Genomic DNA, 20973 nt, shown 5'->3' with positions numbered 1-20973 from the left:
AGCGCCACGACTGAGAGCGAGCAAGGGCGAGGCTTTGTTTGTCGTAGCAATTTGTGCGGGAACTCACACGTTTTCTCGAGCGCGGCTTTGTTTGTCGTAGCAATTTTTGCGGGAACTCACACGTTTTCTCGAGTGCGGCTTTGTTTGTCGTAGCAATTTTTGTGGGAACTCACACGTTTTCCCGAGCGCAATCAAGGAGAACAGCCAGCATTTTGCTCAAAAGCCCCGATCGAAAATCCTGCAGATCCGGCGGGCACCGGGACAGGCGGCCCATCGAAAGATCTCGGGGAACCCAATAAATCCAAAAGATAGAATTGAGACAGAGGAAAGCCGAAACCCGGATCCACACCTCCAAAAACGGAGGAACATTTAGAACTCGGAGCTAAACGAAATACTTCCGTGGCCCCCGTCGCGGCCGCGAAAACGGGCGGAACTCTAAAATTCATTTGCGTCGCGGTAGTGAGCGGAACGATACAACCGCCGATCGTCAAAGCACCGGGACCAGGACCACAAATATCATACTGACCGGGATTCGAATCGACCTTTCTAAGACAGTTGAATAAATTATTTCCTCGAATGTCCGACCCCGGGTCCACGGTATTTCCGGTATGAATGCAAGTGCTCATCGTGGTCGAAGAAAGATTCGCGAAGATCTGATTATTGATGACGTTCAAGATTAAATTCGCAGTGGAAAAATCTTCCTGTTTTATACCGTAGGATTCCAGAGTTCCCAAACCGCCGAAAATCGTATTATGAATTACGAATATATTAGGAGAATTCACTGAGAACCCGTTGATTCCGACCGAAATCCCCGTGTTTACAGGGACTCCCGAGGTGATAAAATGAGAATTGATAACGTTATTCGCGATCACTAAGGACTGCGTGTTGCTAACGATTGCATTACTTAAATAAATTCCCATGGACAAATCGAGGGTCGGATTTACGCCAGCAGTGGAAGCGCCACTCAGATAATTACCGTAGATCAAACCTCGGGTGTTGTTCGATAAAAACAAACCCGCGGAAAACGAATTCCCGGAACCACCCACGACCCAATTACCGGAAACGACGAGATTCCCACCGACGGAACTCGCCGAAATCCCGGAACGCACCGTACCTAAGTTATACGCTGCTGCGGAATCCCTACCTAAGATGATGTTTTCGTTGATAGTAAGATTGTTTCCTCCTGTAGTAACGTTCACAAGATGAATTCCCGTGGACCATTGATTGTTTCCGTTAGTCCGGATCATGAAATTTTGGATGAGAATATCGTCGTCTAAGGTCAAAAAACTTCCGATGATCGGAGAACAGGTCGCGGCGAAGTTATTGCCGCAAACTCCCGGACCTTGATCGTCGGTAATCGAAGTCGGATACAAACCGAAATCCCGATCCGTAAACGTGGAGTTAAATCCGCCTAACAACTGCAGACGATTGACCAATACGATTCTGTCCACCGCTGTCGAAACGGAATACGAACCTTGGGAAACCAACACGAAACAGGGAGCGGTTCCGTTGCACAGCGAAACCGCATATTGGATATTGTCACAGGCCGTTGCGACCGTGGAGCAGGTTCCCGCCGTAGCACCTCCTTGCGAAACGTATTTGATCTGATTCGCAACGGAATAACGGACCGGAGTGGGGATCGGAAACACTCGACCCGTTCCGTTCTCCGTGCAGCCTGCCAATTGAATACACTGATTTAGACCGACGGGCCAATTGGCATTCGGATTGATCGTGACCGTATTTCCGTTATAATTCGCCGCGTTCAAAACGAATGCGGACCCGCTCAGATCTCCCGAACAAGCGGGAGAAGGAGGCGCCGGCGTGGGCGCGACAAAATTACAACTGAGCGGGGTAACTGGCTTGGAGAACGTGAATTGAATAGGTTGCACGGAGGAAAGAACCGTTTGCGCCGGCGGATTGGCCGTAAGTAGACTAAGACAATTCACGTTAACCGTAACAGGAGCGCCGTTGATGGTTCCGGTTCCCGGCGGAAGCGCTTCTAAGATACATTTGTGTCGAAACGGATTCGTGAGAATTTTGACGGAGTACGAACCCGCATCGGGAATCTGAGCAGGGAACGTATAAGTTCCGTCCGCACTGATGGTCAAAGTATTCACGGGTCCGGTACGCGCGGTCAGATTTCCTGTGGCGGCCCCCGAAATTCCGAATACGTTCAGACTCAAATTGAAGAAGCGGGTCCCACATTGAATTTCCACGAGATTGTTGTTCGGATCCAAAATTCCGGAAGGATTCGTGATTGCGCAGGTTTGATTCGGAGTTACGACCGGTTGGGAAATGACATTCACGCTATAATTAGAGAATTTCGGCTGCGACTGAGAAAAGGCGAATTCTCCGTTTCCAAAAACGGTCACGACTTCGGAGTTTTGATTCGAAATCGCGAAAGAAGCCCCGGAGGCGAGACCCGAAACGCGAACTTTCAAAAAAATGGGAGTTTGCGAGGAAGTGAAAAAATTGGAAAAAATCGCGGTGTCGATCCCCGAGACGCTCCCCGGTTTGGGAATACAAGCTTGTAGCAGTGCAATTTCCAAAAGAAGAAGGGACCAAAAATAGAAAGTCTTTGAAGCCTTCATTTTATAGTTTGTAGTCCTCTGATTTATAAAAAAACAATCCATAGATGTAACAAATGAGAATTCCGTTTTATTCTATTTTTCCGATCGGGCTATATAATTTCCGAAGTTCGGAATCACCGACAATCCGAAAGGAAAGAAATCGGGAATCCATACCTCCCAAAAAAAACACAGTGTCGTTCGATTGCTGAACTTGTAGAGAGAAGCGGTCTATTCGGTATTACATTCCCCGGGATTCCATGTTTATTCGTCAGTCGGTTCAATGTGGATCGGCGTATCCTCTTTCAATTCAGAGAACTTAGGAATTCCCGATACGACTGCGTTTCGCTCAGAGCTCGAAAATCCCTTTCGGAGAGGATCTTGTCTTTGTTGTATTGCTCCGGCTCCAGACGTACGGCTTCCCGTAGGTGAGAGACGCTGGTTTCAGGTTCTCGAAGTTTGGAATATAGACACGCGGCGTTAAACTTAGCCATCGCGTAATACTTACGAAAAGCGATCGTATACTGATGATCGTTCGGACCTTCGTCTAACGCGCGATTGGTGAAAGCGGAAACTGTATCTTTTCGGTATTCGAACCGGCTCCAATCTTGTGCGAATAACGATTCGAATACTTCCTTTCCCTTTTCTAAATTTCCGTTTTGGACGTGAATTACCGCAAGATTGGCCGCAAATAACACGTATTCAGGTCGCCTAACATCGATTTGTCGTAATACGTTCGATAGCAGAATTTCCAACTCGGGCAGTTTGTTTTCCCTCTGGAACGCCCAATGGATAGAAATAAAACAATTGAGGATCGTTTCAGGATTCATATCTTTGGCCGCCTGGACGATCACATCCGATTTCTCCGTTTCCTTAAATCTTGAAAAAAGAATTTTAGCCAGATCCTTCGCCGGAACGTCGCGGTACTCGAGAATAAAATAGGAAAGAAATTTCTGAAAAACGGAATTGGAGAAAAGTTTATCCTTTAACCTAGAATCTTGAAAGAAAAGTTTAAGCAGTGGGAACGCGGATTCAGCCGATGTTTCCCAATCCAAAGTCCGCAATAACTCGGCCGAAAACACGCGGGCGTTTTCGACTAGTCTGGAGGCGATTAAGAAATTCAGAGATGAGTTTTCCGGTTTTAAAAATGCGGCCAGATCGTTGTCGGAAAACGAATCTATTTTTTCCAAAATTCCGAATTCGACCGTGTCCTTTTCGATCATAATTCTTCGGTCATCCGTATCCATTTTAGAATATTCATTTTTAATGATATTCAAAAAAGGATCGAATCGAAGGGATAGAAGCTCGCTAGAAAATTTTCCTTCGGTAAACAATCTTCTTAGAACAATCGTTTTCGTCTTTTTGTAAAACGAATATAAACTTCCGCGAGAAAGTTCGTTCCAGTCCCGATTCGAAGAAAGTAGATATGAAAAAAGGGAATTTTGCGTCGAGGAGTCGTTCTTCCATAGAATCCGAAGTGACAGGCGAAGTTCTTCGATCGCTTTTCCGATGCCGTCCTCTTTTTCGACCCAATTTACTTTCAAAAAATACAATAAGCCGTTGTCGGGAACGGCGGTAAGCGTTCGTTTTAGTATATCCGCAGTATCCGGCTTATTCTCCAGGAAAAACTCTATGGCTTTTGCGGATACTGCGCATTCATAAAGGAATTTTAGTTTTTCGTTCTCCGCTTTTTCGTTTCTTAAGAGGTTTAATAATTCGGCAATTTCGGACGCGGATTGGAAAAAACGATCCCGCTTTTTCGAAGATGTTTCGGCTAACGCTTCGCAATAGAATAAGGAGAATTTTTTAAGAACCGGTCCCGGTTCGTTTTTTAAAGAGCGTAATAACGCGTAAAAAATCCGATTTCGTTCCGGAAGTTCCTCAATGTTTTCATAATATACTTGGAATCCCGGTTCGCTATCGTAGAGAACGTGTTCCCAGGTTTGCGGGGCGGCAAAGTCCTCCGGAAAATTTCTAAACCGATCCAGAAATTCGACCCAGCGCTCCCGAGGAACGAGTTGAGACCAGGAATCGTAAAATTCCTCCAGATAAAAACGGTTGTTTTTGTGAAGTTTGTGCACCGACTCCGGAACGTCCTTACAACCTATCTTATATAAAATCGGAGCCAAATGTAAGGTGCAGGATTCGTTTAATCCGGATCGATTGTAACGTTCCAATGCCGCAACGACCGCGGGAACACAACGTTTTGCCAGTTTGCCCAAGGGCACTAAACGACTCTGAAAGATGAAGTCCCAAGATTCTCCGAACCAAGGAAATTCTTCCGGCATACAATCGACGAGGTCTATGAGAAGATTCAAATATTCTTCGGGAGGATCCGTAAAAATAGGATGTCGGTCTTTGGTTTCCCAGTCGGTTTTTTTAAGATGGAAACTTTTGCCGGCACGTAGAACGAGTTGCGGATTATCGTGGATGTTTCTACCGGATAAACGGAGCCAATATCTTATTTCCATAGAACGGAGTGCGAAGGCCGGATGGGGATGATTTTGGAAAGAAACGAGCTCCGTTTCCACCAGGGGTAAGAATTCCTCTCTAAACGTTTCGGGAATCGTCAGAAAACAAAGCACGAATTCATATGTAAAATTTTGAATATAAGGAATTACTTTTTGATAGTTGTCTTCCGGTTCGAAAGGTTTGCGCGAAAGGATTTCCGTTTGGAATTTTCGAGCTGTTTCTCCGTGTCGGGTTTCGTCGATTTTCGCCAATTCCCAGAATAGTTTCGTAAAACTTTGCGGGGAGGCGTTCGTGATTTTTTCAGAGATCGATTTTTCTTCCTCTGAACCGTCGTGCTGTTCCGTTTCGGAGGTTTCGTGAGAGGAGAGAAATTTTTTTCGGGCAGTTTGTTCGATTTTGGATACCCATTCTTGATTGAAGGATAATAGTTTTAGAATATTCTGATATTCTTCTGTTTCCGGATTTTCCAGGAAATCCAGGTAGAAGAGGAGTTCTTCTAACATCGAGAATTGAGTTTTTAGTTCCGAAGCCTTCTGATAGGAAGGGAAATGCGGGTTCGTTTGCAGGGATTTTAATTCTATCGGATTGTTGATTTCGAAAAGAAATGGCTTTTGAGAATAATCGTAACATTCTTCTGAATCGATAAACACGTAAAACGGGAATTTTTTCGGAATTTCGGCAAAACGTTTTTCCTTGAGTAGGGTTTCCACGATCGTACGAATCATCTTTGTGAAGAGAATCAGTTTCACATACAGGTGAAGTTCCTTTCCGGGTATAGTTTCGTTTTTGTATACGATTTCGTATTCTCCTTCTTGAAGATCGTAGATAAAATCGTAAACTTCAGAACTTTTTTCGGGCGGATAAGAATCCGCATCCCAGATCATTTCCAGGTCCAATCCGAATCGAGGAGAAATTCGGCCCGTCTTCGGATCGAAGTGAATCGAGTTCAGGATCGCGCTGCAAAACTCAAAATCGCTGCATCGAAAAAGTAAACCGTTCCAAGGTTGAAATTGGTGTGCCCGCATTTCGTTTTCGTCTTGTAGGGTTTCTTCGAGATCTTTCAAAATCCGATCGACTCTGGATTCGAGCGATTCGGAAAAATGAAACTGGGAAATCATTCTTCGATAATGAGCGTATAACGTATCTTCGTCGGTTTCTCTTTTTTCTTCCGGGAATAGAAAATCGGAAGGTTTTCCTTTTTTCTTTTGGCGTTCCGCGTTTTGAAAAAGGAAGGTTAGAAATTCTTCGGCTTCTTCGAATTGGAGCGCGTCGATTTTCTGAAAAAATTCCCGGTAGTAGGCGGAAGATTCGGTTTTGTTCCAGTCGGTCGGTTGTAGAATCATAGCAGTCGTTGGTCTTGTGGTAAATCCCGAGTTTGTATAGTGGTTTATACTACGGAAGATATCCTAAGATCGTTGCACGTTCTTTTGCGATCCGATCCCTGCAAGTAATTTCAAAAAATTGAATGTATCTTTCTATAATGATTTTGTTTTCGATTTACAATTCGATATTTTGATTTTTATCGATTGATAATGCCGTAGAGGTTGATTCGTGTGAGTTCCCACACAAATTGCTACGACAAACAAAGCCGCACTCGAGAAAACGTGTGAGTTCCCGCACAAATTGCTACGACAAACAAAGCCGCACTCGAGAAAACGTGTGAGTTCCCACACAAATTGCTACGACAAACAAAGCCTCGCTCGGGAAAACGTGTGAGTTCCCACACAAATTGCTACGACAAACAAAGCCTCGCTCGAGAAAACGTGTGAGTTCCCACATAAATTGCTACGACAAACCAAAGCCTCGCTCGGGAAAACGTGTGAGTTCCCGCACAAATTGCTACGACAAACAAAGCCTCGCCCTTGCTCGCTCTCAGTCGTGGCGCTAAGTTTAAACCGTTTTAAATCCCGGATTCTTCACTAAAAAAGAGAGGAATTTTCTTCCCCGTCGGAAAATAAGAGTATTCTGACCGAATTCCGGCACCGGAACCAACGAACCAATCCGGACCCGACTCAACCGAATATGAAAATCGAAGCCATTTACAGATACTTTCTCCTGACACCTGCAACCCATTTGCCGGTCGTGGATGATTCCGGAGAACTCGTAGGATTTTTGTCCCGTAAGCTCATTCAGATGGAAATGGCGGATCTGAGTTCCTCCGAACGGGAATATTCGTTTTTACCCGAAACACTTTTGGAAACGGAAATCCCCGAATCTTTTTTTCAGTATTTTCAGAGACAAAAACAAATTCCCGTTCTCGCCCAAACCGGAGAAAAAAAAGAAGACTGGGATAAAATCCAGGTGATCGCCGGTCTGGGTAAACTTGTGGCCGCACAAAAACCGGAAGAATCGATTTCTTCCATCGAACAAAAACGGGAACTGGAACAAAGCTCCCGCTCCTGGTTCATGGAATTGATTCTTCAGAATTTTCCGGACGGATTGTTGGCTACGGATTTGGAAGGGGGGGCGGCGTTTTACAACGAAACCTTCGAGCGTGAAATCCTTCCTAAACGATATTTCCGGGATTCCATTCTGCACGCAGAACGAATGTTGAAGGAAATGAGTAAAAATCTTTTGGCAAACTTCCTAAAATCCAACGAATTACGATTGGATGGGAATTCGCCATTTTCCTTACAAACCTACGTGACCGAATTGGAGTGTAACGTACGAATCATCGTTTTGAAACAAGGTTCTAAGATCGCGGGATATTTGTATCATTTTGTTTTTCCTCGTTCGGGCTTAAATTTTCAGGAAGAAAGCGGACTGGAATTTCCTTCCGTGAGCGAGGCGTTTGCCCAAAAACTTCCTTTGGAAACTATGCTCAAAGAAGTGGAAAGTTCGTTTATCTATCATTCGTTAAAACGAAATGCGGATAATATCTCGCATACCGCCTTGGAACTCGGAGTTCCTCGCACGACGCTTCAAAACAGGATCAAGTTTTTGGATCTACAAAACCGGTATTCTCTTTCTCGGGAGAATCCGATTCCGAGAAAAAAAGCGAATCCGACCGTTCCACAACCGGACATTGTGATTCCGGGAGAACGTTCTACCCGTCCGAAAGAAGGAGCCCGCTCCGTAAGAAAAACTTTTTCCAAAGCCGGAAAAAAGGTCGCGTCGGCTTCTCGAAAGGCTTCCGCAAAAACCGGTAAAGGATCCTCCAGTTCGAAGGCTTCCGCAAAAAAAAGGAAATAACGTTGAATAATTTCGTTGACAACCTTCGGTTCGATCCTTTATCTCTTGGTTAGAGCCGATCTAACCGATCTCTTCTCCACTCTGTATTCTCAAAAATAAAATCTCAAAAAGGCGAATCCCTTCCCTTTTTTTAAACCCAAAGTAGCTCCTTTATGGCAACAGCAAGACGAGACAATAAAAACAGACACCAACATTCCAATCATAATCACAACAACCAAAACGATTCTGAAACGGGCGATTCTTTCGAAGAAGAAGGGATGAGTCAGGAATCCCAAGAATTCGATTCTTCCGAAAACTCGGACCAAAGATCCCGCAAGCGCAAACGGGGAGGGTATGACGGTCCGACTCCGGTTCCCATCGATCTCGTAGAACTCAAGAAAAAAGCGATTTCCGATTTGATCGAAGTCGCAAAAGGCCTGGGTGTTGAAAACACGGGGGGCTTAAAAAAGCAGAATCTAATCTTCGCCATTTTACAAGCACAAGCCGAACGAGACGGTCAAGTGCACGCAGCCGGCGTCATGGAAAAACTTCCGGACGGATACGGTTTTCTTCGTTCTCCCGATTATAACTACGTTCCGGGTCCGGACGACATTTATGTTTCTCCTTCTCAAATCAAACTCTTCGGTCTTCGAACCGGAGATACGGTGGAAGGTCAGATCCGCCCTCCGAAAGAATCCGAACGATTCTTTGCGATGCTTCGTGTGGAAACCGTCAACGGTTATACTCCCGATGTAGCGGGCAAACGCGCTCTTTTCGACAACTTGACTCCTCTTTATCCCAACGAACGACTCAAGATGGAATACGATCCTTCCATGCTCGACACGAGAATTTTGGATCTCATGTGTCCGATCGGAAAGGGACAACGTGCTTTGATCGTCGCGCCGCCTAGAACCGGTAAAACGATTCTCATGCAGAACATCGCGAACGCGATCACATCCAATCATCCCGAGTGTACGTTGATCGTACTTTTGATCGACGAACGTCCGGAAGAAGTTACCGATATGGCGCGTCACGTCCGCGGAGAAGTCGTTTCTTCCACCTTTGACGAGCCGGCGCAAAGACACGTTCAAGTGGCCGAGATGGTCATCGAAAAAGCGAAACGTCTTGTGGAACACGGCAAAGACGTCGTCATTCTTTTGGATTCGATCACTCGTCTGGCGAGAGCCTACAACCAGGTCATTCCGACTTCGGGGAAAATTCTTTCGGGCGGGGTGGATTCCAACGCGCTTCACAAACCGAAACGGTTTTTCGGTGCCGCGAGAAATATCGAAGAAGGCGGATCTTTGACCATCATCGCGACGGCTCTGATCGATACCGGTTCTAAAATGGACGAGGTCATCTTCGAGGAATTCAAAGGAACGGGTAATATGGAAATTCACCTCGATCGGAAACTTTCCGATAAACGGATTTTCCCCGCGATCGACATCAACAAATCCGGAACTCGTAAGGAAGAACTTCTGATCACCAAAGACGTCCTTCAGAAAGTGTTTGTCCTTCGAAAAGTACTTTCTCCTATGAGCATCACGGAAAGCATGGAATTATTGCTGGAAAAAATGAGGCTTTCTAAAACGAACGACGCCTTCTTGGCCAGCATGAACACCCAGTAAGCGTTTCAAAAAGGGAATTTATGAAAACCGATATTCATCCGAACTATAGAGCCGCAAAAATCAGCTGTGCGTCCTGTGGAACCGTCTACGAAACGAGAACTTCCATCGGCGATATCAATATAGAAATCTGTGCTTCTTGTCATCCGTTTTTCACCGGAAAATCCAAACTCGTTGATACGACGGGTAGGGTTGACAAGTTCAAGAAAAAATACAAGATGCAGTGAGAGATTTCTCTCTTCCTTCCTTCTTTATGCCGTCTAAAAACCGGGCAGGTGAAATTTCATGAGTGTAATGGACTTTGCACGGTACAAACAAATCAACGACGATCGAGTCAACTATCGAGAGATGGAGGATGCGACCGTCGTTTCTAATTATAGAAACGTTGGTTGCGGAGACGGTTACCGCATTTATCTAAAAATCGATTCCAGCGATCAAGTTACCGATGCGAGTTATACCACGACCGGTTGCGGTTTTGGAATCGTCGCGCTTGCGATGGCGACCGAGTTTGCAAAAGGTAAGACGATCGATCAACTGAAATCAGTGACTCCCACCGATCTCGAAAAGATGTTCGAGTTTCCGGAACGCAGGAAGAATTACCCCGAATCCGCGGTTGCAGCTCTTTTGCAAGCGGTACGCGACTACGAAAGCGGAGCCGGAGTTCCCAAGGAAAAAAGAATCACAGCGGGCAAGGCGCTCGAAATTCTCAAAGAAAAAGGTTCTCTCAAAGAAGAGGATCTTTCCAGCATTATATTAGAAAAACAGAATTTTGACGGAGTGGATTTCAGCGGGGCTAACCTCGGTCATGCTTTTTTGCAGAATTCTTCCTTTGTGGGCGCGAACTTTTCCGGCGCGAAACTCAGAGGTTCTTTTTTAAACAACGCCGATCTGCGGAACGCGAACTTCCGCGGAGCCGATTTGCGTTGGGCCAAACTCGCGGGTGCGAATGTGGAAGGCGCGGATTTTACGGATGCGATCTACGATATCGGGACGCGTTTGGATCAAAAGCAGATCCATCTGTTTAGCGTGATGAAAAAAGAAGGAAAAGATCTTTATCTCAACAAAGAGGCCGAATGAAACCGGGCGACAAGGTTAAAATCGTCAAACGTACGTTTCTTCACAACGGAATTTTCGTTCATACGAATACGATCGTAGAAGTGATTTCCTTCGAAGACGAAAAACTCGTCGTTCTTTTTCACGACAAAGAAGGATTTACGCACAATATCGAATCCCTCACTTCGGCGGACGTGGTTCCTATTTGATTTTTTTCGAAGCAGTCTAAGTTTCGATTCGATGTAGATTATTTGGAAATGAGTAGAAAGAAATATCCGCCGTTGTAGGAATCCGATTCTCGTAGTCGGGAATATTTTTTCTCCCAGACCCCGTCTTCTAAATCCCGTTTTAGATTTTTTAAAAGTTCTTCCAATTTCGTTTCGGGTAGGAGCGAAAAAACGCTGCTGCCCCGTCTTACGGCTTCGTCCAAATAACGTTCCGGATATCTCCAATTCGCGTAAAAAAACTGGTCGGTCAAATCCGGAGGAAGCGGAAAGTCTCTGAACAGAACCTTGGACCCGAACGTGGTTTCCAACAATTGTTCCATCCATTTTCGTTCGGGAACCGTTTCACAATCCGCGTCATAGAACGGTCGGAAATAATTTTTTATCCAACAGTTTTCGTCCGTCATTCGTGGATCGGCCGTAAAAATCAGTAATTTTCCGCCCGGTTTTAACCATTCGAAAATTTTTCGTACCGCCAGTTTCTTATCCTGAAAGTGATGAAACGAAAGAACACAAATCGCCGCATCGAAATTCGTTTCGTCTAACGACAACGTTTCGACGGAACTTCGGATCCAACGCAGGTTCGCGTGCAGCTTGGATTGTCCTATCATGATTTCGGAAGGTTCCACAGCGAGAACCCGACATCCCGTTTTCGCCAACTCGATCGAATAGTTTCCCGTTCCAGCTCCTATATCGAGGACGTTTCGTTTTTCTTCACCTATAAGTTCCAGAATTACGGAAACGATTCTACGATCCGCTTTTCTCGTTTCCGAGTATGTCTTTCCGATCGTATCGTATTTCGATTGGGCTTTCATTCAAAATTCTGAATGTATCTTTACGCGCGATTTCGTGGAAAAATTTTATTTTCGATCAAAACGAAAACTGGGAAGACCGAGATTCGGAGTAAAGATTCATTTACATTCTCAAAAAATCCCTTTGTTCTTTGTCTTCCCGTTCTCTTCTTCGTTTTTCCTTTTCCTGTCTGAGCAATTCTTCCGGAGTCAACTCCCTAGGTGCTTTGGTTTTTTTGACCTCGGTTGGATTCGTATTTCCGTTTTTTGTCTCGGTTCGTGCGGCCTCTCCGGTTTTGGTTTCGGCTTTTTTCGGTCCGGAATTCGGATCGGATTTTTCCTGGATCTTGTTTTGTTCGTATTTTTGTCCTTTGAGGTAATCGCCGGGATCGTATCCGGTTCGAGACGAAGAGGAACCGCTTTCGCTCCGGGATGTTTTCCCTTCCTTTTCCCGGGAGGAATTCGCACGTTCCAGTTTCAGATCGGACTTCGTATTGATTCCGTTTTGTCCGTTTCCTGCCGCCTTTCCGGACGCGGAAGTATTGCCGTTTCCGCCGGAGGAAGACGTAGTTTTGGAATTCGGATTTCCGTTGTCGTATTTTCCGTAATCGGCCGGATCACTTGCACTGGACGACGAGGTTCCGGATTCTGAATTCGTGCGGGAAACGTTCGATGATCTTCCGTCCGAGTTTGAAACGTTCGTTCCGTTACTCGTGCCGTTCGTTTTGTTTTTATCGGGATTGTTTATCGCGGTTCCCGTAGAAGCGGTTGCGCCTAACGTTTCGGTCGTTTGAATGCTCGCCGGAACGGGAAATAATTTTTCGAATCCTTCCAGCGATCGTCTGGGTATCATCGGAAACGGATTGCTTGGATCGGGTTTGATCGTTCCGGATAGAACCGCGTATTCCAACGTTCTCTGATTTTTCTTTTTTTCAACGTTTACGATTCCTTCGACGAGTTTGAGAACTCCGTCTCCGGATCGGATGCCGAGAGGACTGGAATTGGAGTCTTTCGGATCGGGACGTTTGGTGACCTGCAATCCGCCGACCGATATCTCCAAATTGGCCCGGTTATCCAGATAATCGATGAAGATCATAGAATTTTCGGCGATCATTATTTCGGTTCCGTCCAAAAGTCTGAGTTTCGCCTGAGACCCTTCCGAAGTCAAAATCGTGTCCCGGTTTTGTAGGGAGTTTCCCGCGTCGATTTCCCTCCAAACGACTTCCGTGTCGAATTTCCTTTGGATGGTTTTGGATTTAAAAAGGACGGTTCCGATCACCTTTTGCGAACCTTGATATCCGTAACGGGTATAGTCGTATAAGAACACCGAACTGAAAAAAAGGATATTGAAGAACAAAACGAGCAGAATCGGTCTGTCGCCGGTGAGGAGCCGTTCTTGTATCATTCTTTCGATCCGCCGGGTTTGAACTCTAGGCCGATTTGTTTTCTGAGTTCCTTTAGATTTTTGGGACAGTTTTTATCCTTCGTAGAACCTAACACCGCGTAGATGGTCTGCAGGGATTTTTTCCCTTTTACCTTGATCGGTTTCAATTTTTCGACGTTGAACTTTCCTTTTATCTTTTCGTAGGAATTCCCAGTGATCAGAATATCCGCTCCGAAAACCTTGGTCAAGGATTCGACTCGGGAGGCGAGGTTGACCGTGTCTCCGATAACGGTGTATTCCAATCTGTCCTCGGATCCGATCTGTCCCGCGATCACTTCTCCCGTGTTGATCCCGATACCGATCTGGATCTTCGGTTTTTTTTCGGATCCTCTTCCTTTGTTGAATTGAATCAGGCTCTTGCGCATATCCAAAGCCGCGAGAACGGCTTTTTCCGTGTCCGAATCGGTATGTCCCAGTTCTCCCCAGACCGCCATGATCGCGTCTCCGATGTATTTGTTGACGCTTCCACCGTTCGCATTGATACACTTGACCATTTCCGTAAAATACTGGTTTAAAAATTCGACGACGAGTTCCGGTTCGATCCTTTCGGAGATGGATGTAAAACTGCGGATATCCGAGAATAAAATCACACATTCTCGTTTATCCCCTCCTAGTTTGACCTCTCCTTTGAGAACCATTTCGGCGATGTCCTTGTTTACAAACTTGCCGAAGGCGTCTTTCATCTTATCGCGGTCGGATAAACCCTTTCCCATTTCCACGAAGGAAGAGGTGAGTTTCCCGATTTCGTCCCCCGATTCGGGTTGGAGTTGAATGTGGAAGTTTCCCTGTTCGATCTGTTTGGAAGCGTCCACGAGTTTTAGGATCGGTCTGGTCAATCTTCTCGAATAAAAAAACACGAACAAGATCGAGACGTTTACGACGAGAAACATCAGATAGAGGTTTCTCTTCTGAATGTTATAAACCTCTTCGAACGCTTTTTTTTCCGAAGTGGTCGATACAACTCCCAGACCGGCGTATCCGATTCTCCGGAAGGAACCGAGATAAAACTGTTCGTCTTTTCCTTTGTATCTCGTTTGTCCGTTGCTGATCGAACTTTCCAAAAGATTTTTTACGATCGGGTCCTCTGAAAGATCGGTTTGTTTGAGAAGAAGAGTCGTATCCGAGTGAGCGATGACTTTTCCGTCCGCGTCTACGAGAAAGAACTGCGTGATCCCCGACGTTTTGAAAGAATCCAGAATGGAATCCATGCTGACTAACGCGACTACGATCGCCGAATTGGTTCCGTCTCCCAAAGCCACGGAAAGATAAAGGACAGGTTTGCGAAAATCGGGAGATACGTTCTGCACGACCGGCTTTCCGATCTGTACCTTTTTTTGGGAATTCAAATGGCGTCTAACGATCTTATCCGCGTCTTCGGCGGACAATTTCATTCCTTTGAGGACGTTTTCCTTTTGAACACGTTTGACTCCGGCGTATTCGTTGTTTTCCTTTCGGAAAATTTTCAGATAGAATATGTCCTCGTCGCCCTCCAGGATTTCGTTCGATTCCTCGCTGCCGGCCACCGTCCGCGCAAGTAAAAGGGAACGTTTGGTCAAGGAGGCGATATCCGAGCGGACCTTTTGACTGATCACGTCGGTCAGTTTTAAGTTGTTCTCCTTGATTCGAACCTCGTTGTCCGATTTGAAGAAATAAGTGGCCAAGGATATGATTACGCCTAACGATACCAAGATGATGATCGAAATGATCACCATGAGCTTACGTCGAATGTTCCAGTTATATAAATTGAGAAATGAGTTCATAACGTTTCCGTCGTTCGATCTTGCCTTTTGATTGAGTCTATCTCATTCGCATAAATCCACAAAACAAGACTATTTTACGGATTCTTTTAAAATGATCGGATTTCGCGGTTTCGGAATTCAGTAAATAACTATTTATACGTAGATTTCCATTCTATAAAATGGCGGGCGGGATATTGTGTCGAAATCGACTCTAAATTCGGGGCGAAGTTGTGGAATTCCATCCAGAAATTATTTCCCAAAGGGCAAATTTTTCCTCGGACGAGGAAGTTTTAGGAATGAAAAAACGAAAAAACGGAACGGAAGCGGTTCCGCTTTCTAAATCGGAAGGATAGAAAATTCCGCGTCAGCCTAGGGCCGGTTCCTGCCAAAGTCCGTGGTTTTTGATGAGTTCCACGAGTTTTTCGTCCGCCTCTTCGCTGGGAACGTTTTTCATCACGATCTCTTTGCCCTTGTAGAGATGAACCTTTCCCGGACCGGCGCCTACGTAACCGAAGTCGGCGTCCGCCATTTCTCCGGGGCCGTTTACGATACAACCCATGATCGCGATTTTGACGCCTTTGAGATGACCGGTTCTGGATTTGATTCTGGCCGTGGTTTCCTGTAGGTCGAAGAGGGTTCTTCCGCACGAAGGACAGGAAATATATTCCGTTTTTGTTAAACGAAGTCTGGTTCCCTGCAATAGATCGTAGGAAAGTTGTAGTATTTCTTCTATGTTTTCCGTTCCCGGAATTTGTATCCGGACGAGATCCCCGATTCCGTCTATGAGTAGGCCTCCGATTCCGATAGAGGCTCCGTAGAGCGCTTCTTCCGGATCCGAAAATGAGCCGTGTAACACGATCGGGAACTCCGAATTCGAAAGTATGTTGCCGAGTTTGCGGTAATCGTGGAGGATGCGCGAAGTACTCAGCGAAAATAAAACGTTTTTGATTCCGGTTTCGCCTAACGTTTCGGGAAGTCCGCGTAGGGACGAAAGTTTTTCAGAGACGGTCCTTATCTCCGAATAGAAGCCCGCGTTTTGTCTGTCGCGCAAAAGTGATAACATTTTTTCTCCGTCCTGAAATTGCAAAAAAGGATCGAAGACGATTCTGGAAAAACGGGCGAGTTCCTTTTGCAGTTTTTCGTTCAGGGAAATTTTGTCTCCTAGAATGATTCCGACAGGAATTGAAAGTGCTGCCGCGGCTTCCGAAATTTCCTCCAAACGATCCGGTTCCGGAGAATCGACCAGAATACTTTCCGGTTCTATGGAAAGATTTTTGCCGTACTGATACAAACGTGCCACGTCGGCTAGGAAGGTTTTCGCGTCGGAGAACGGAAGAACGGTTTCCACACGGACGGGATGTTTTTCTCCAGCTTCGAAATTTCCCACTCGGATTTCGCTGCTGTAAAAACGTTGGTAGGAAAACGGATTTCTGAATTCGGAATAACCTTTTGCGGATTCTAATTCCGATTTTCTTCCGTTAAAACGATCCGCGAGAAATCGGGCTACGGGAATCTCCAAAACGGGATCTTCGGTGAGGGATACCCGGATAGTATCGCCGAGACCGTCCTCCAAAAGGGAACCGATGCCGACCGCCGATTTGATCCTACCGTCCTTGCCGTCGCCGGCTTCCGTGACTCCGAGGTGGAGAGGATAATCCATTCCTAGTTCTCCGAATCTCGCGGAGAGCATTCGATACGCCTGCACCATCACCTGCGGATTGGAGGCCTTCATGCTTACAATAATATCATAATAATTTAAACTTTCTGCGATTCGTATGAATTCGATCGCGGATTCCACCATTCCCTGAGGAGTGTCTCCATATCGGTTCATAATCCTATCGGAAAGAGAACCGTGATTGGTCCCGATACGCATCGCAGTCCCCAATTCCTTACAACGAAGGACGAGAGGAGAAAAAACCTCGGCGATCCTTTCCAATTCCTCGCCGTATTCCGAGTCCGTATAATCCCGAACGTTGAATCTTTTCTTATCGGCGAAGTTGCCCGGATTGATTCTCACTTTCTCCACGTATTCCACGGATTTCATCGCCACGCTCGGGGTGAAATGAATGTCCGCGACCAAGGGAACCTTACTTCCGGACTTTTTGAGTTCTTTGCGGATCGAAGGAAGGTTGTCCGCGTCGGGTTGGGAGGGAACCGTGAGTCGTACGATTTCGCAACCCGCACGTTCCAGTTCCAGAATTTGACGGACAGTTGCTTCCGTATCACGCGTGTCTGTGTTGGTCATCGATTGGATCCGGATCGGATTGTTTCCGCCGATTCCCACGTCTCCGACTTTGACTTCTCTGGTTTTTCTTCTTTGATAAGCGAACGGGGTGGAGTTGTATCTAAAGTTCATTTCGACTTTTATCCGGCGATTTTTTTCGCCGCGGTCCTCTCATCTGACAAATTTACGGGGAATTCCCGCCTCGTCATTCTCCTTTTTTATCGAAAACGTTCCGTTATTTTTTCCGGGACGATTTGATTCCGGTTCATCGAACTCCGATAGTACAATCACATCCAGGGAATCGAGAGTATATGGATTTTCCTTTTAACAAAACGCCCGAAACGTATAGAATCCGGGTTACGGTCGCGATTTATCGCGGTAATATTCTGTCCTATAAAAACGAGGTCATCATTCCTTCGGAGTATGCGAGAAGAACAGAGGCGAGGGCGCATATTCAGAGAGAGATTTCGGAACGACTGTTTCACTCCAATTTTTTCCGTTCACCTCGTCCGGACTACGATTTGGTGCGTTATACGGAAGAGGCAACTTGCAACACGTTTCTTCGTTATCGGATCCTTTCTCTGAGATCGGGGGAAGGATTGATCAAAGAGAGAATTTAGAAAACGATTCCGATCGTTAGGCTAAAAAAATCCAGACGACGTCGTCTGATTTAGGACGAACGGTTATGAATCAAGACACTCTAAATTACAACGACGCGCAAGCAGAAGAAGAAAGAAAAATCTGCGAAATCATTTCGAGAGAAATCGACTCGCATCTTCCCGGAGCGGAGAATAAAATCTGGCACGGCCATCCGGTTTGGTTTTTGGAAGGTAATCCCGTCGTCGGTTATAGCAAACTCAAACATTGTATACGTTTACTTTTTTGGAGCGGACAATCGTTCGAAGAAGAGGGTTTATCTCCCGAAGGAAGTTTTAAGGCGGCCGAAGTGCGTTATACACATTCCGATCAGATCGACAAAAAGGATTTAAAACGTTGGATTCTAAAGGCGAAAAAGATCCAGTGGGATTATAAGAACATCGTAAAAAGAAAAGGAGTGTTGGAACGGTTGAAATGACTTTTCAACCGAAAGCAGTTTCTTTTTTGAGGATCGATCGGATTCGAATCGATCGTTTTTTGAAGCGGATGTTTTTTTAGGATCGTTTCCCGATCGATGATATTCGGATGCAAAAGGTGCGGGTTTTATGGATGAATCTTGGTTGAATCGTTGGAACGAAAGATACAGTAACGCAGAATACGCGTTCGGTGAGGAGCCGAATCTTTATTTGGAGGAAACGTTAAAAACGTTATCCCCCGGTTCCGTTTTGTTCGCCGCGGAAGGTGAAGGTCGAAATGCGGTTTTTGCCGCCAAACTCGGTTGGTCAGTGTGTGCGTTCGATATCAGCGAAGAAGGAAAAAAGAAGGCTCTGCGTTTGGCGGTAAAGAACGAAGTTGCGATCGACTATCGGGTGGGGGAGTTGGATTCTCTGGGTTTTCTGCCTCAGACGTTCGATACGATCGCGCTTATCTACGCCCATTTTCCTGCCGCAATCAAATCAGAATATCATAAAAAACTAAATCTACTTTTGCGCGTCGGCGGAACCGTGATATTCGAGGCTTTTAGTAAGAAACATATCGACTACGTGACTAAAGACGAAAGCGTCGGCGGGCCGAGGGAGTTGGCGATGTTGTTTTCCGTCGAAGAGATCGAGGCCGACTTTCCGAATTACGAAATTCTGGAATTACAGGAGCGCGAGGTCGATTTGCGAGAAGGAAAGTTTCACAACGGGAAAGGTTCTGTGCTCCGATTTTTTGGACGAAAAAAAACGCTCCCCTGAAACGTAAAACACCTCCGATACAATTTCCTCGGTCGGGTTGTTTTGTGAATATTATGTAGTTCTGATGTTCATTCGGTCTGTGCGCAGTTCGGGCAGGTCGTGGTGCCTTGTATTGCCGAGGTTGTGTGAAGTTCGTAGAAGCGCATTCGCGGCATAGATAGAACCGTTGTCCGGTTCCCGGGCTTACACGCAGTTCGTATAAACGCGCACAGCTCCCGCGGTCGCGCTGCACTTCCCGCGCTTTCACGAAGTTCGTATAAACGCCCGCAGGTCCCCGCGGTCGCGCTGCTGTTCCCGGGCTTACTCGAAGTTCGTATAAACGCGCAAAGCTCCCGCGCTCACGCTGCACTTCCCACGCTTCCACGCAGTTCGTATAAACACGCACAGCTCCCGCGGTCGCGCCGGCCTTCGCTCGCTTCCACGCAGTTCGTATAAACACGCACAGCTCCCGCGGTCGCGCCGGCCTTCGCTCGCTTCCACGAAGTTCGTAGCTCCGCCCTTCGACGTAGGTTTCTCGACTTTTGCGTTCCCGAAGCACTGGCGCGAAGGGGTTGGAACAAGTTCTGAGCGAACCTTAGTGAACGTCTTGCAAACCGAGTGACAAAGCAAATGTGGCTTTAGCCCGTAGTGAGGATTGTATGAGCGATTCCGAACGAAGTGAAAAACCGTAGTTAGCTGAAGTGTGGCGTTTTAAGATCGGTAATTTCTTTTTCTAAAGCTCTCTGAACTAATTGATTCAAAGAGATTCCTTCTCTCAAAGATTTTCTATAGACGCGTCTATGAAGTTCTGTTGGTATGCGAACATTAAATGAACCTTTAAAAGATCTCTCTGGACTTTTTTTAGCTTTTTGACATAAAACTAAATAATCATCTACTGATTCTTGAAATGCTTTCTTTAATTGTTTAACTGATTTACCTTCAAAGGAAACTAAATCTTCAATTCCTTCTATTCTTCCAAAAAATACTTCATCATCTGCATCAAAATGAACAGAGCCTAAAAAGCCGTTATATTCGATAATATCTTTCATTTTATGTAGCCCTCCGATTTTAATTCATCTAAAATTTGATTTATCTGGTACGACTTCAAAATATTCTTCGGGTGAGGTTTATGAAGTCTAATAATATGCTTCGTTTTAGGATGAATCCAAGCGACTCTTGAGCCAGAGGATTTGCCGGAATTATTTTCATTATATCCATAATTAGAGAGGAGTTTTCTAAGCTCATCGTAAGAGAAATCTCTTGGTTTTCCTTTAAATCTTTCTACTAACTTTTCGCCCTTCGACACAATCCTTTTTTAAAGTAAATTTTGAAAATTGCAACTAATATTTAGTCACATTTTTATTCCGATCTCGAATGCAAAATTCAGCCACATTCCGCCCTTCGCTCGCTTCCACGCAGTTGGCAGAAACGCGCGCACAGCTCCCGCACACCCACCGCACTTCCCACGCTTCCACGCAGTTCGCAGAAACGCCCGCAGGTCCCCGCACTCGCGCTGCACTTCCCACGCTTCTACGCAGTTCGCAGAAACGCCCGCAGTTCTCCCGCACTCGCGCTGCCCTTCCCACGCTTCCACGAAGTTCGCAGAAACGCGCGTAGCTCCCGCACAACCCCCGCACTCGCGCTGCACTTCCCGGGCTTACACGCAGTTCGCAGAAACGCGCAGGTCCCCGCGGTCGCGCTGCTGTTCCCGGGCTTACTCGAAGTTCGTATAAACGCGCACAGCTCCCGCGCTCACGCTGCACTTCCCACGCTTCCACGAAGTTCGTATAAACGCCCGCAGTTCTCCCGCACACTCACCGCACTTCCCACGCTTCCACGAAGTTCGTAT

General features: G+C 46.0%; 16 protein-coding genes. 8 read left to right on the top strand and 8 right to left on the bottom strand.

The annotated features are described in order from the left end of the window. Positions 1 to 191: 191 nt before the first annotated feature. Positions 192 to 2591, bottom strand: coding sequence for a hypothetical protein (locus EHQ17_RS15580; RefSeq protein WP_135594870.1), 2400 nt, complete (start codon positions 2589 to 2591; stop codon positions 192 to 194). Between the two features lie 281 nt (positions 2592 to 2872). Then, positions 2873 to 6382 (bottom strand): TPR end-of-group domain-containing protein, encoded by a 3510-nt coding sequence (locus EHQ17_RS15575; protein ID WP_135594872.1) that lies wholly within the window; start codon positions 6380 to 6382, stop codon positions 2873 to 2875. A gap of 679 nt (positions 6383 to 7061) precedes the next feature. On the opposite strand from EHQ17_RS15575, the gene EHQ17_RS15570 reads away from it, so the two are divergent. From EHQ17_RS15570 to EHQ17_RS15550, 5 genes are all read left to right on the top strand, one after another. Continuing rightward, positions 7062 to 8231, top strand: a complete 1170-nt coding sequence (locus EHQ17_RS15570) for a transcriptional regulator (protein ID WP_135590465.1) — start codon at positions 7062 to 7064, stop codon at positions 8229 to 8231. Between the two features lie 152 nt (positions 8232 to 8383). Continuing rightward, positions 8384 to 9838: a transcription termination factor Rho gene (gene rho, locus EHQ17_RS15565; RefSeq protein ID WP_135590466.1), complete on the top strand. Its 1455-nt coding sequence runs from the start codon at positions 8384 to 8386 to the stop codon at positions 9836 to 9838. A gap of 20 nt (positions 9839 to 9858) precedes the next feature. Next, a complete protein-coding gene (gene rpmE, locus EHQ17_RS15560) occupies positions 9859 to 10062 on the top strand; it encodes a 50S ribosomal protein L31 (RefSeq protein WP_135590467.1) in 204 nt (67 codons plus the stop codon). Positions 10063 to 10120: 58 nt separating this feature from the next. Continuing rightward, the gene (locus EHQ17_RS15555; protein ID WP_135590468.1) at positions 10121 to 10912 is read left to right on the top strand and encodes a pentapeptide repeat-containing protein; all 792 of its coding nucleotides are present in this window, start codon (positions 10121 to 10123) and stop codon (positions 10910 to 10912) included. Continuing rightward, positions 10909 to 11097: a hypothetical protein gene (locus tag EHQ17_RS15550; protein ID WP_135590469.1), complete on the top strand. Its 189-nt coding sequence runs from the start codon at positions 10909 to 10911 to the stop codon at positions 11095 to 11097. Before EHQ17_RS15555 ends, EHQ17_RS15550 begins: the two co-directional genes overlap by 4 nt. 38 nt (positions 11098 to 11135) lie before the next feature. Here the strand turns inward: EHQ17_RS15550 and EHQ17_RS15545 are convergent, their stop codons facing one another. From EHQ17_RS15545 to ispG, 4 genes are all read right to left on the bottom strand, one after another. Then, positions 11136 to 11927, bottom strand: a complete 792-nt coding sequence (locus EHQ17_RS15545) for a class I SAM-dependent methyltransferase (RefSeq protein WP_135590470.1) — start codon at positions 11925 to 11927, stop codon at positions 11136 to 11138. 100 nt (positions 11928 to 12027) lie between these two features. Further along, the gene (locus EHQ17_RS15540; RefSeq protein WP_135590672.1) at positions 12028 to 13305 is read right to left on the bottom strand and encodes a FecR family protein; all 1278 of its coding nucleotides are present in this window, start codon (positions 13303 to 13305) and stop codon (positions 12028 to 12030) included. Then, positions 13305 to 15107, bottom strand: a complete 1803-nt coding sequence (locus EHQ17_RS15535) for an adenylate/guanylate cyclase domain-containing protein (RefSeq protein WP_135590471.1) — start codon at positions 15105 to 15107, stop codon at positions 13305 to 13307. The genes EHQ17_RS15540 and EHQ17_RS15535 overlap by 1 nt, the downstream gene beginning before the upstream one ends. 343 nt (positions 15108 to 15450) lie before the next feature. Then, the gene (gene ispG, locus EHQ17_RS15530) at positions 15451 to 17442 is read right to left on the bottom strand and encodes a (E)-4-hydroxy-3-methylbut-2-enyl-diphosphate synthase (protein ID WP_135590472.1); all 1992 of its coding nucleotides are present in this window, start codon (positions 17440 to 17442) and stop codon (positions 15451 to 15453) included. Positions 17443 to 17696: 254 nt separating this feature from the next. On the opposite strand from ispG, the gene EHQ17_RS15525 reads away from it, so the two are divergent. The 3 genes from EHQ17_RS15525 (at position 17697) to EHQ17_RS15515 (ending at position 19145) form a co-directional block, all read left to right on the top strand. Further along, positions 17697 to 17930: a hypothetical protein gene (locus tag EHQ17_RS15525; RefSeq protein ID WP_135590673.1), complete on the top strand. Its 234-nt coding sequence runs from the start codon at positions 17697 to 17699 to the stop codon at positions 17928 to 17930. 65 nt (positions 17931 to 17995) lie between these two features. Continuing rightward, complete coding sequence (locus tag EHQ17_RS15520) at positions 17996 to 18385, top strand: DUF1801 domain-containing protein (protein ID WP_135590473.1); 390 nt, start codon at positions 17996 to 17998, stop codon at positions 18383 to 18385. A 127-nt stretch (positions 18386 to 18512) separates the two neighbouring features. Next, positions 18513 to 19145, top strand: a complete 633-nt coding sequence (locus EHQ17_RS15515) for a class I SAM-dependent methyltransferase (protein ID WP_135590474.1) — start codon at positions 18513 to 18515, stop codon at positions 19143 to 19145. Between the two features lie 671 nt (positions 19146 to 19816). Here EHQ17_RS15515 and EHQ17_RS15510 read toward each other — a convergent pair. Beyond that, positions 19817 to 20173: a type II toxin-antitoxin system HicB family antitoxin gene (locus EHQ17_RS15510; RefSeq protein ID WP_135590475.1), complete on the bottom strand. Its 357-nt coding sequence runs from the start codon at positions 20171 to 20173 to the stop codon at positions 19817 to 19819. Further along, complete coding sequence (locus EHQ17_RS15505) at positions 20170 to 20430, bottom strand: type II toxin-antitoxin system HicA family toxin (RefSeq protein ID WP_135590476.1); 261 nt, start codon at positions 20428 to 20430, stop codon at positions 20170 to 20172. The genes EHQ17_RS15510 and EHQ17_RS15505 overlap by 4 nt, the downstream gene beginning before the upstream one ends. Between the last annotated feature and the right edge of the window lie 543 nt (positions 20431 to 20973).

Source organism: Leptospira gomenensis, from assembly GCF_004770155.1.
GTDB lineage: Bacteria > Spirochaetota > Leptospiria > Leptospirales > Leptospiraceae > Leptospira > Leptospira gomenensis.
This window is presented reverse-complemented; position numbering and strand designations above follow the sequence as displayed.